Genomic DNA, 13,112 nt, shown 5'->3' with positions numbered 1-13,112 from the left:
TCCTGTATTCACTTCATTTTTTTCGTCTTCAGTTCACGCGTGCACCCTTGACAGCAGCCTTCGGAGGGCAGCACTCTATCCAACTGAGCTACGGGTGCATAAACGATGCCATGAAATGCGCAGTCACCCGCTATCTAAACGAAGCACGCTGTCGCTTCAATGGTTTATTTCCCATATCCAAACGGAATCTGTGCCAAAGTCTATCTGCGCTCATGAGTCCAGATGATGGCCAGTTGCAAGAGGCAGAGTTTCCGTTCTCATAGCAGATGTCTCTTTGCGGTGGCTGTCATCTTCTTTCTGACGATACCGTCTCCCGCCACATCAAGGCTGATGAGCCTCGTTCTGATCATGGGTTTTCACCCAGTCGACCAGTTCATGCATTTTCGTACTGTTCGAGCCTTTGAACAATACAGCATCGTCCGTGCTTAAATTCGCAATCAACTGCAGTTTCAGTGCATCGAGATTTTCTGCGTAATGGCCACGTTTCCGTTCATCAAGGGCCTGCCAGAAATCCGCATAAAGAGCGCCAACAACGTAAATGCGGTCTATCGAGCTCTTGTTGATCCTGTCTGCCAGACTCTTGTGCAGCTCTTGCGCCTTTGGTCCAAGTTCCGCCATTTCTCCCAATACAGCAATGCGCCGTTTTGCGGATTTTTCATGATCAAGACGCTCAAGGGCAACCCGCATGGAGTCGGGATTGGCATTATATGCGTCATCAATAATATCAATCGCTTGGCCGCAGAACACAATCCGGCTTTTTTCACCACGGCCGGCCAAAGGCGTAAAACTGGCAAGTTGCGCCAGGGCTTTTTCAATATCAAGTCCAAAGGATTCAACAGTGGCAATGACTGACAGCGCATTCAATGCCATATGTTTGCCTGCTGCCTTCAGGTGAATCTGGTATTGTCCGGTTGGTGTTTTGATCAGGCTCAGATTGCTGGTCTCATTATAGGCGACGAGCTGATAATCAACCCCTTCAGACTGGCCGTAGGTGATGACTTTAAGGCCAGCCTTTAATGCAGCATCATGGACAGTATCCCACTCCTGCATGTCGCGGTTCAGGACTGCGACTTCACCCGGTGTCATGCCTGAAAATATCGCCGCCTTGGTTCTGGCAATGTCACGCAGAGTCGTATTTTCGCCGAGATGCGCAGCCGAAACATTCATGAAGACTGCAACCGTCGGCCGCACAATACGCGCAGTCAGCCCCATGCGGCCTATGGCCATTTCCGAGACAAAAAAATCCGCAGCCGGGTCGAAGGAAGCGAGATTCCACGATGCACCATGTGGAAGATTGGCGTTGTTGCGCGTGCTTTCAACCTTGCCAAAAGCCTTGAGAACATGCGCCATCATTGCAACCGTCGTTGTCTTGCCGGAACTTCCGGTGATGCCAATGACTGGCCCGGCAAAACGATCACGTGCATGCTTGCCGAGCGCAAGAATGGCATTGCCGGTATCTGCAACCTTTAAAACAGGGACGCCTAGGGAAACGATCTTTTCGTCGATCTTGCTTGTGACAATTGCGGCTGGCTTCGGTGTGAGGCCAGTAACTGTATATAAGATCATGCCTTTTTCATTTGGCCCATGCCGCAATACGGCTACATTGCCAGGCTGGTAACTCTTGCCGTAAATGCACAGTCCGGTCGCCGACCAGTTTTCCTGTGGTGCGACCTGCCATTCTCCACCTGTGACGGTTTGCAACGTCCTGGCATCCCATACCGGCATACCAGACTTAACGGCGCCTGTTTCTGATAGATTTTCCAACTCTACTTCAGCTTCAGCCTTGCGATATTTATAATAGGCAACAAGGCCGGACAAATAGTGCTCGACATCGTCAATACGCACGCGAAAAGCATGATGGCGGATAAAGAAACTGCCCTCCATGCGCTGCGGATTGGCAAAGAACATGGCAAATTCCGGCCAGAAATGGCCGTTGAGCAGATAATGCGCGCGTGCTTCGCGCGCAGCATGGAATTTTTCCAGATCAAGCTGGTCAAGCAGAGGGGCATAATCCGGATCCGCCGCAATGCGCGACACCATGGCGGTGGCGGCCATCATCAGTTCCAGAAGCGTCGGGAAAGTGGTGATGCGATTGGCGACAAAATCCAGATAATCCTTAAAATTATCAATGCCGAACTGATAATATTCGCGTTTCGGACGGTAGCGCGTCAGTTCGTTCACGGCATAAGACAGCCAGTGATCATGCGCCTTCCAGTGCTCAGCCTTGATGAAATGGCCAAAAGCCTTTTCCACCAGATCGAGCCAACGTTGATCCCCGGTCAGATTATAGAGCCGCATCATGCCGAAGGCTGCTTCGCCATCATAATAAATGATGCGAAATTTCTGTTTCAGTTTGAAATCCGGATAGGAATAGACATGTGAAAAGGCGCCCGTTTCCGGGTCCTGCATGGCAGAAATGGCTAACGCCAATTTCTCCAGCAGCGGATGATAGGCTGTGGTGCCTGTAACGGCACTGTATTTGCTGAGCGCCAGCAGGCAAACGGCATTGCCGCCAAGCTTGATCTCGCCATCGGCCTCAACGAGAACGGCAATCTCTCCGCCCTCAACCTGCAATGGCTTGATCAATGTCGTGGTCAGATAATGCAGACCGCGGTCGATCGCCTGTTTGAGCGCCGGATCCTGCGTGATCTCCCAAGCCTCTATCATCGAATAGAGCGTGCTGGTATGGCGCAGACTGTTATAAAACGGGATTTCCCGGTCAAAACAGGGATGCCAGCCATAGATGAAGCGCCCCTCATCATTGACCTGAGTCGCAAGATATTGGCTGCCCTTGCGGATCAGCTGCAATATGTCATCCGGTTGAAGTTTCTTTATGATACGCCGGCCAGCCTCCCGCCCTGCCCCGGCAATATGATAGACTTCCTCGTCATCGCGTGACGTATAGGCGGCAAGGGTTGAAAAGCGGATGACTTCCCCGTCATCTGGGCGGTCTAGCCTTGTCAGGCCATAACGCATGCGGGCATAGCGCAAGAAATTGCCTTCATTGATCGTTGCCTGACCAATCTTGACCCCACCATAAAGCATGGCATTGGCGTTGAGTTCCGTTTCGAGAAAGGCATGGCGGAAGCTGCGGTCAAGCGTCAGGCCATAGCGGAAATAATTGCGCTTGGTGCGGCTCATGCGCAAGGCCAGCTCTGCCCAGCTCATAGGCTCGACATATTCAACCCAATCCACACGCAAATCCTGAATGGGGTTTGAAAAGCTTTGATCCTCCGCGACGATTTTCTGAAGACCGTTCCAGCAGGTCTCGAAATCATCGCCAGTAACGTGGTGGGTTACGGCCCTTCGTGTCCGATCCGTAAACGAGACAAACAGAACACAGGGCGGAAAATCCTCCGGTAGCGGCCGGATCAAAGGCTGGATTGCCTGTTTGAGACGTGTGAACAAAGGCGACAGATGATCCATCTTTCGATCCGGTCTTTATGTCTTCATGTGTGTCCGGCCAATGCAGGCCGGCAAAGCTTCCCTTGAGGGGACCATGGCACGGAAGTGCGCCATCTTTCGTGTGTTATTGTTTAAATCAACGCTCACGCAGTGCCTCGGCGGCGCGATTGAAAGGCTTGATGAGATATTCAAGCACCGTCTTGCTGCCGGTATGAATATCGACGGTGGCAACCATGCCGGGGCTGATTTCAAACCGGTCGCCATCCTTGTTGAACAGGGCATCCGTGTCTGTCTTGATATAGACGCGGTAGTAGAAATTCTTCGGATCCGTCTCATCCTGGATGGTATCCGGCGAAATACTGACCACCTTTCCATCCAGGTCACCATAGATGGCATAATCATATGCGGTGATCTTGACACTTGCGGGCTGTGACGGACGAATATAGGCAATGTCGCGCGGAGAAATTTCCGCCTCGATCATCAGCTGATCTCCCACCGGAACAATATCCATCAGCTTGCCATTTGGCGGAACGACACCACCAATGGTTGAAACCTCGATATTCTTGACGATACCACGTACCGGAGAACGCAATGTGGTGCGGGTGAGCGTGTCGGATTTGCCTCTGATGACAGAAGACAATGACTCGACTTCCTCATTGGCCTTGGCGAGCTCCTCACGTGCCTTCACATAATAATCGGTCCTGATTTCCGTCTCTTTAAGCTGCAGCTCGGAGCGCTCGCGTTTCAGGCGGATGACATCCACATTGCTGGCTGCCCCTGCCTTGGCCAGCTTTTCATTGATCTTCAGTTCCTCCTCGATCAGCTCTTTGGTTTCCCTGATCCCGCGCAGCGCATCTTCGAAGGATTGCCTGCGCGTTTCATAGAGCTTGCGTTCAGAAGCGATCAGTTCCGGATATTTCTCCAGCTGTTCAGGGAATACCAGCTCCGTATTGTTAACCTCAGCCTTGAGGCGGGTCGCACTGGCAAGGGCTGCGCGATATTTCGCCTCGGTTTCGCCAACGGCAGATTCCGTGACTGTCGGATCAAGCTGTGCCAGCACCTGCCCTGCTTCAACCAGATCATCCTCTCGAACGAAGATCTTGGCCAGCACGCCGCCTTCAAGTGACTGGATCACCTGTTCCTTGGAGATCGGAACCACCTTGCCAGATCCGGATGATACCTCATCCAGTTCCGCAAAATATGACCACACCAGAAGGACAAGCAGCAAAAGGCCAAGCAGGCGAACAAACCGTCTGGCATGCATATAGTTGCTGTCGCGTCTGTTGCTCTCAAGCCAGAGATCGGTTGACTGGCTGTCCTCTTCCCCCCGGCCAAAGATTGCCGCACAGAACTGTTTCACACCTTTCAGTTTCATGACCGATCGCCCTCTTGTGCCTGAGGCTTGACAGCTGACGGCTTCACACGATTGATGGCAGCCAACATTTTCAGACCGCGCTCCTTCTCATCGTCCAGAGCCACCTGACCATTTTCAAGGACAATCAAACGGTTGGCCAGTTCGAGCATTTTCATGCGATGTGTCGCAAAAATGACGGTGCGGCCTGCACTCCATTTGGCAAAGTTCTGAATGAAATGATGTTCGGTTGCTTCATCCATGGCAGCGGTCGGCTCATCCAGCAGCACGACCTGCGGATTGCGGATCAATAAGCGTGCCAGAAGAATGGCTTGGCGCTGGCCGCCGGAAAGGCCAAGCCCACCTTCCTGGATCTGGTGATCCAGTCCCTTGGCAAGCTTGCGGATAAAGCCATCCGCGCCCACCATGACGAGCACGTCCTGAATCTGCTCATCCGTTACAAAAGGCGCGCCCATGCAGATATTGTCGCGGATCGTACCGTAAAACAGTCTTGAATTCTGGGTGAGCAGTCCAACATCCCGGCGAATATCTGCCGGATCAATATGCTGCATGTTGAGATCATCAAGCACGACCTCACCGGATACGGGTTCCATGAGACCGGCCAATGCCTGAAGCAAGGTGGATTTGCCCGCACCATTGCGACCAATGACGGCAATATGATCGCCACTGGAAATATTGATCTGGCGCACCTGCAGGGCCGGTATGGCATTGTCGCCACCATAGCTGAAAACAGCACTTTTCACGGCATAATTGCCGTTAATGCGCGGACAATGGATGCGCGTTTCCACTTCCGGGTGATCGACGGGCAGACGCATGAGATTGTCGAGACCAGCTTTTGCAATACCGGCCTGCTGGATACGCGCGGCAATCTGCGACAACTGTCCCATGGGGGCGAGCATGCGTGAGCCAAGAATGGAGACGCCGACAAGCGCACCCGTGGTAAGATCGCCGGCAATGACAAGCGGCGCACCAATGAAAATGGTCACGGCATAAACAAGCGCCTGCACGCTATGCGTCCAGACATTCAGCCCGCCTGATATGGAACGCAGCTTGAGCTGCGCATCACCTGTAACGGCGTTGTAATAATTCCACTGCTGCTGGAACCGGCTTTCCGCCTGCAGCATCTTGATGTCTTCAATGCCGTGAATGCTTTCCACCAGCATGGCATTGCGCAAGGAAGCCTCGCGCATAGCCGTGGTGGCATATTTTTTCAATCGTCCCTGCAGCAACAGGCCCGGCGTGATCAGAACGAACAGGGCAATGACCGGAATGAAGACCAGACTGCCGGCAAGCCACCAGTAAAGTACCAGAAAGACAAGATAAAATGGCAGATCGGCAAGGACTGCGAGCGTAGTGGACGTCAGGACATCACGCACCTGCTCAATATCGCGCAACTGGGCGATGAATGATCCGGTTGACGTTGGCCGGGCGCTGTTCTTGACCCGCAAGGCATGGCCATAGACAATATCCGAAATTTTCAGGTCTGCCTTTTTGCCAAATCCATCGATGATATGCGTTCTGGCGCGCCTGATCAGAAAATCAAACAGGATGGCCAGAACAACACCGCTGAACAGTACATAAAGCGTGTTGAAGGATTGGGCCGGAATGACGCGGTCATAGACCTGCATGGAAAAGATGATGCCCGCCAGCCCCAGGAGATTGGCAATCAGCGAGGCGATCATCACATAGCCGTAAACAGACTTGTCCTGAAGGATAATCCTGTAGAGCCAGTTTTCCTTATACGGCCTGATATAGGTATCGACACGCGCATCAGGCACTGTCCTTGCCGGACGCGCAATGAGTGCACGCACAGAATGGCTGATCAGCGTATCAATATGAAACTGGTTGTTGAGATTCTCACTGCCGCTGATCCAGACACTGGCCATGCCATCCGGCGCGATCACATGCACGATCGCCAGTTCGCCATTGTCCAGTTGCAGAATGAAAGGCAGATGCCATGCCGTCAGCCTTAACTCACCGGGCGCGACGGCGCGCGTTTCGAGCCCCATCTGATGGCTGATCGCCACGATCTGTTCCGGCAGGCTGATACCCGTGCGCGACAAGGCAGCCTGCAGCACTGCCTGTTGCGAAATGGACAGATTATAGTGCTTTGCGATGAAACCAAGGGCCGCGACCCAGTTTTCAACCGAGGCCTTGTTCATATTCTGGCTTGCGTCAACACTCACAATGTGATCCTCATAGGGTCGCAACTTACCGCCATCGGCCCCTGTTACATCTGTCTGACTGGCGTTTTGAGGTTGAATTTCGTACGCAGCAGTCCGGAATTATAAAGACAGCCGACCTGCAGCCGTCTGGTATCGTATTTGGCATTGGCGATCTGGAAACGCGCCTGATGCAGTTCCTGTTCAGCATTGAGCAGATCAAGCAGTGTGCGGGTGCCAAGCGACACATATTGTTCGCGATAGAGATCCCGTGTTTTCTCCATCGCCTTGACGCGTGCCTGAAGCGGCACGATCAGACGCTCCATCGCGGCGATCTGGCCACGCGACTCCATCAGCCCCCGTTGCAGATCAAGCCGCGCAGCATTGATGGCTGCATCCGCAGACTTGACTGCATGAGTTGCTGCCCTGCGATTTGCTGCCGTCTGCCCACCATTATAGAGTGGGGCAGAAACATTGACGCCAATCGAATATTGCCCCTGATTGCTCGTTGCGGTGGAATTGCCCAGATCATATCCTGCCGTTGCTTCAAGATTGACAGTTGGCAAGCCTGCCGCTTTGCTTGCCGCGAGCTGGGCTTCGGCTTCCTGTTTGCGCGCCTCAGCCTCAAGAATGGCCGGCGCCTTGTTCCAGTCCGGCACGGAAACAGTACATGCGCCATCCAGCCAGGGCGGTACGGAATCCGCGACTGCAAACGAGGCATTGTCCAGCCCTGTCAACGAAGCCAGCGTCGTGCGCCAGAGATTATATTCCGACTGATACTGCAGCTTTGTCGCCTCAGCCTGATCGACACGCGCCTGTGCCTGCACCAGATCGGAAGCGGATGTTGCCCCCTCATCCGTTCTCTGCTTGACAAGCTCGGCTATCTTCCTGACGCCCGCAATCTGCGCCTCGGCCAGATCAAGCAGGCTTTTATAGCGCTGCACCTCAATCACGGCATGCGCGACATCACGGCCAAGGCTTTCCATGCGCAACAGATATTGCGCAGCAGAAATATTCCTGCCTGCCCTTTCTGTTTCAACTGCACTCGATACTTTGCCAAAATCATAAAGCATCTGGGTTGCACTCACAGAAGCCTGAGGATGCCAGCCCCTGTCATTGTAATTCTTGTAGCCTCCCCCCAACCCGGCATTCACCTTTGGCAGATAACCGCCTTCCGCCGATTTTATCCGCTCATCATACTGGTAGATCTTGCCTTCAGCCTCGGCCATGGACGGATACCAGGAAACAGCCCGTTGCACGGCCGCCTCCATGGTCAAGCCATGCTCGGAAGATTTCTGGGTAATGGGCAAAGTGATGTCATGACCTGAGGGCCCAGCAGGTGGCGACATGCTACGGCCAGACAAAGGGGAAAGCGTGGGTGGGCTTTTGACAGCCTGCACCTCTCCCTGCCCCCTGCACGCAGTCAGCATACTGGCGATACAACATGCCATGAGTAATCGCTGCACTTTATCAATTTCAAGCATCGATTATCCAAACTGCTTGCAGAGTCGACAACTCACTGGACGCGAGTCCAGTGAGTTGTGTCAAGTTAGATGATGCTTGAATTCTCATTAATCTCGTCGTCATCTAGTGGATTATCCACCAAATATTCGACTGATGGCAAGGACAAGCCACTATTTGTTGTATCGTCGGCATTTGAGCTCATGCCGGTATTGTCCAGACCGGTTGCATCAGAGCCATCATCAGCCCCACCACCAAGCAGGTTTTCCAGATCATCCGACTGATCGGTCGCAAAAAGCATCCTGCTTGCCGACATCAGCATGGTCTGCTGTGCATCAATGCCCAGCATTCCATATTTGAGATCATCCAGTGTGAGCTGGACATTCTCAAGCCGCAGCAGATCCTGATAGTTGGTGCCAGCACCATCAGCATCCACCGCAATGACGGTATCAGTCTGACCAGTCGACGTGTTGAATACCTGACGGACATCAACATAATCATTGATGTTATCAATGGTCATATCGGTGAGCCAGCCGGAAAGACTGATCTTGTCGCCATTGGCAAGATTGAAATCTTTCCAGACGTCCGTACCGTGCCCCTGATCATTGGCATCATAGACCAGCGTATCTGCACCATTGCCAAGGGTGAAGACATCATCTGCGGCAGAGCTGTATGCCGTATCGTCATAAGCCGTGCCGGACAGGTTGGCACCGACATTGATGACCAATTGCGACGTCGAGGACGTTCCGGCAACCGATGTCAGCGTATAGTCAAAGACTTCAACGCCATATCCGCTGCCATTGGCCTTGTAGATATAGGTGCCATCCTTGTTGATGGTGAGCGTACCATATTGCCCCTGAATGTCGACCGATGCCGCGCCAATATTACCCTGCGTGAAGACAGACTTGCCTTCAACCGTAATATAGGACAACGCCTTGGTGCTGATCAGATCGGCAACGCCGAACGAGCCCTGAACCTGCGGCAAGGATGCCTGCGTTCCATCAAACGCATATTGATCCAGATGGGTAACGTTGACAGCCAGATTGACGCTCCAGGTATAGATATATGCTGTCGGCCTGGTCACCGTCACGACGAGTTCATAATCACCCGGCGCAAGCTCGCCAAAATCCCAGGACTGGCTTGCATCCTTGCGATCATCCTTGGTCGAGGTCTTGACCGTTTCACCTGTCGTTTTGTTGATCAGCGTATAGGTGCTGATAATGTGATTTAAGCTGTTGCCAACATCAAGTACCGCACCCAATGTGAGCGTCGCCGATACACGCGTGTTCTCATCAATGGTGAACGAATAGGTTTCGCTGAGGTTTTCGTTCACCCTGTCACTTGGTGAACCAACACTGATGGTCTCAACCGCATTCTTCATTGCCAAGCTGATATCCGCCTCCAGAGCGTTGGCCTCAACCATGTCAATGTTGATCCTCAACGTGGAAACGGATGCCTGACCATTTGGCGAGATCGTGACATAGGAGAAGGTCTCAACCTTGCCATAAGGCGGCGTCGAGCCGGACTGCCCAGCCATGACCGTATAGGTATAGGTGCCATCCCGGTTGATGAGCAGAGTACCATAATCACCAACGATGGTCGTTGAGCCGCTTTCATTAAGAATGAAACCATTGACGCTCTTGACGACATCACCGGCATGATCATCCGTGGTGATGTCCCCCTGTGTGGTCCCCGTCAGTGATTGCGGTGCATTGTAGTCGTACAGGACATCCTTATCCACACGCAATTCCGAACCGCTCAGCAAACCAACGGCCTGCGTGCCAGCCAACAGAACCTTATACTCGCCTTCCGTAAAGCGCAGGGTCAGGGCATCGGCGGTACCAACCAGAGCAATCACACGGAACCAGTCATCCTGCATATGATACTGAACATATTGACCCGTCAGTGCATCCAGTTTGTAGATGATCAGGTCATAGCTGCCGCCAATCTGGACACCCGCAGAATAGGCATCAAATGTCAGTTCACGAACCGTATTTTCGGATACGGTAAACGACATGGCATTCTGGAATGCCAAGGCGTTTGCATCGAGAATTGGATTCAGCAGCCCCAGTTCCAGAACAGTGAAGTTCGACTTCGTGTCGATCGACTGATCCGTTCCCGTCAGTTCGGTCATGGTCGGGGTGACAGACAGCACAACCGTATCGTCACTGGCGACAAAGGTGTCGCCTTCTCCCATTGTCAATGTAAGCCGGAGATGACCCGTATCATAGCTGCCGTTCGGTGTTTTTATCGTATAGGTAAATTCATCAACCGCACCGTAATTGCCCGTGAAACCTGGTTTCAGAGTATAGACGTATTGACCATTTGCCTGGATTGACAAGGTTCCAAAGAGGCCATCGATTTCCGTATAGCCAACAGCTGCTACATCCGTGCCATTGACACTGGCAATGACTGTTCCTTCCGGAACATTATCGCTGCCATGATGGACATCGATATCGGTGATGACATTACCGCGATATTCACCGCTCGCGTCTACCGGATGATTGTAATCATAAATGACATCGCTGACTATCTTGAGCGTGTAGCCTGTCAGCAGGTCGATGCCTGCCTCACCAGACAGGAACAATGCATATTTGCCTTCTCCGAGTGTCAGATCCAGCTGTTCGGACACGCCACCCAGCAGGTAAACCTCAAGCCAGCTTTCTTCCGTACGATAGATCTTCCACACCTGGTCGATCTCATCATACTTGTAGACACTCAACGAGAAGTCAGCGAGAGCCGATATACCGCCCGCCTGACCAACCAAGCCGAGCTGGCGAACAGTGTTTTCGTCAACATCAATCCTGATCGCCTTGTTCAGATCAACCGCTGACAGATTGAGCACATCCCCCAGACCGACAGAAGCGACAACAAATCCCGTCTGAGATGTTGCGGCGTTTTCAATTACGCTTGGGGTAACTTCCAGCCTTACCGTCTCGTCATTATCAGCGACAACCAGATCTGCATCGGCATCGGAATCTGCATCAGCGTCAGCGTCTGCATCGGCGTCCGCATCAGCATCAGCGTCGGCATCTGCGTCAGCGTCAGCATCGGCATCGGCGTCAGCATCAGCATCAGCGTCCGCATCTGCATCAGCGTCAGCATCGGCATCAGCGTCTGCATCGGCGTCAGCATCAGCGTCCGCGTCTGCATCGGCGTCAGCATCTGCGTCTGCATCGGCGTCAGCGTCCGCATCGGCGTCAGCGTCAGCGTCCGCATCCGCATCAGCATCTGCGTCGGCGTCCGCATCCGCATCAGCATCGGCATCCGCGTCTGCATCGGCGTCAGCATCTGCGTCTGCATCGGCGTCAGCGTCCGCGTCTGCATCGGCGTCCGCATCCGCATCAGCATCTGCGTCGGCGTCCGCATCCGCATCAGCATCTGCATCGGCGTCAGCGTCTGCATCTGCATCGGCGTCAGCATCGGCGTCCGCATCCGCGTCCGCATCTGCGTCAGCGTCAGCGTCCGCGTCTGCATCGGCGTCCGCATCCGCATCAGCATCTGCGTCGGCGTCCGCATCCGCATCAGCATCTGCATCGGCGTCAGCGTCAGCGTCTGCATCTGCATCGGCGTCAGCATCGGCGTCCGCATCCGCGTCCGCATCTGCGTCAGCATCGGCGTCCGCATCCGCGTCCGCGTCCGCATCTGCGTCAGCATCGGCATCCGCATCAGCGTCAGCATCGGCATCAGCGTCAGCATCGGCATCTGCATCAGCGTCCGCATCGGCGTCAGCGTCCGCATCTGCATCTGCATCGGCATCGGCATCAGCGTCTGCATCGGCATCAGCATCTGCGTCGGCGTCCGCATCAGCATCTGCATCGGCGTCAGCATCTGCATCAGCATCTGCGTCGGCGTCCGCATCCGCATCGGCATCAGCGTCTGCATCGGCATCAGCATCTGCATCGGCGTCAGCATCTGCATCGGCATCAGCATCTGCATCGGCATCAGCGTCTGCATCTGCGTCGGCATCCGCATCGGCATCAGCGTCTGCATCGGCATCGGCGTCGGCGTCAGCATCAGCGTCTGCATCGGCGTCCGCATCCGCATCTGCATCAGCGTCTGCATCGGCATCAGCATCGGCATCAGCGTCTGCATCTGCGTCGGNTCGGCGTCCGCATCCGCATCTGCATCAGCGTCTGCATCGGCATCAGCATCTGCATCAGCGTCCGCATCTGCATCCGCATCGGCGTCAGCATCTGCATCGGCATCAGCATCTGCATCAGCATCTGCGTCGGCGTCCGCATCCGCATCGGCATCAGCGTCTGCATCGGCATCAGCGTCTGCATCTGCGTCGGCATCTGCGTCGGCATCCGCATCGGCATCGGCGTCCGCATCCGCATCTGCATCAGCGTCTGCATCGGCATCAGCATCTGCATCAGCGTCCGCATCCGCATCGGCATCAGCGTCTGCATCGGCATCAGCGTCTGCATCTGCGTCGGCATCTGCATCGGCATCAGCGTCTGCATCTGCGTCGGCATCCGCATCGGCATCGGCGTCCGCATCCGCATCTGCATCAGCGTCTGCATCGGCATCAGCATCTGCATCAGCGTCCGCATCTGCATCCGCATCGGCGTCAGCATCTGCATCGGCATCAGCATCTGCGTCGGCGTCCGCATCAGCATCTGCATCGGCGTCAGCATCTGCGTCGGCGTCCGCATCCGCATCGGCATCAGCGTCTGCATCGGCATCAGCGTCTGCATCGGCGTCAGCAT

General features: G+C 54.2%; 6 protein-coding genes. All 6 read right to left on the bottom strand.

The genetic code is table 11. The features are described 5' to 3' along the window. Window positions 1–321 precede the first annotated feature (321 nt). A complete protein-coding gene (locus ACFO1V_RS01320) occupies window positions 322–3,426 on the bottom strand; it encodes a Mur ligase family protein (protein ID WP_374832082.1) in 3,105 nt (1,034 codons plus the stop codon). A 115-nt stretch (window positions 3,427–3,541) separates the two neighbouring features. Continuing rightward, window positions 3,542–4,780 carry an HlyD family efflux transporter periplasmic adaptor subunit gene (locus ACFO1V_RS01315; RefSeq protein WP_374832084.1) on the bottom strand — a complete coding sequence of 413 codons (1,239 nt, stop codon included), beginning with the start codon at window positions 4,778–4,780 and terminating at the stop codon, window positions 3,542–3,544. Continuing rightward, window positions 4,777–6,963 carry a type I secretion system permease/ATPase gene (locus tag ACFO1V_RS01310; protein ID WP_374832086.1) on the bottom strand — a complete coding sequence of 729 codons (2,187 nt, stop codon included), beginning with the start codon at window positions 6,961–6,963 and terminating at the stop codon, window positions 4,777–4,779. Before ACFO1V_RS01310 ends, ACFO1V_RS01315 begins: the two co-directional genes overlap by 4 nt. A 44-nt stretch (window positions 6,964–7,007) precedes the next feature. Further along, entirely contained in the window at window positions 7,008–8,210 is a 1,203-nt protein-coding gene (locus ACFO1V_RS01305; protein WP_380075036.1) for a TolC family outer membrane protein, read from the bottom strand. 278 nt (window positions 8,211–8,488) lie between these two features. Then, a complete protein-coding gene (locus ACFO1V_RS01300) occupies window positions 8,489–11,245 on the bottom strand; it encodes a type I secretion C-terminal target domain-containing protein (RefSeq protein ID WP_374832090.1) in 2,757 nt (918 codons plus the stop codon). 83 nt (window positions 11,246–11,328) lie between these two features. Then, window positions 11,329–12,495, bottom strand: a complete 1,167-nt coding sequence (locus ACFO1V_RS01295) for a hypothetical protein (protein WP_380075037.1) — start codon at window positions 12,493–12,495, stop codon at window positions 11,329–11,331. Between the last annotated feature and the right edge of the window lie 617 nt (window positions 12,496–13,112).

The sequence above is a fragment of the Daeguia caeni genome (genome assembly GCF_042653845.1).
Taxonomy (GTDB): domain Bacteria; phylum Pseudomonadota; class Alphaproteobacteria; order Rhizobiales; family Rhizobiaceae; genus Brucella; species Brucella caeni.
This window is presented reverse-complemented; position numbering and strand designations above follow the sequence as displayed.

Coding starts and splice junctions, on each gene's coding strand:
- ACFO1V_RS01295 (WP_380075037.1), bottom strand. CDS start 12,495: ATGCAGACGCTGATGCCGATGCTGATGCCGATGCAGACGCTGATGCAG.
- ACFO1V_RS01305 (WP_380075036.1), bottom strand. CDS start 8,210: ATGGAGGCGGCCGTGCAACGGGCTGTTTCCTGGTATCCGTCCATGGCC.
- ACFO1V_RS01315 (WP_374832084.1), bottom strand. CDS start 4,780: ATGAAACTGAAAGGTGTGAAACAGTTCTGTGCGGCAATCTTTGGCCGG.
- ACFO1V_RS01320 (WP_374832082.1), bottom strand. CDS start 3,426: ATGGATCATCTGTCGCCTTTGTTCACACGTCTCAAACAGGCAATCCAG.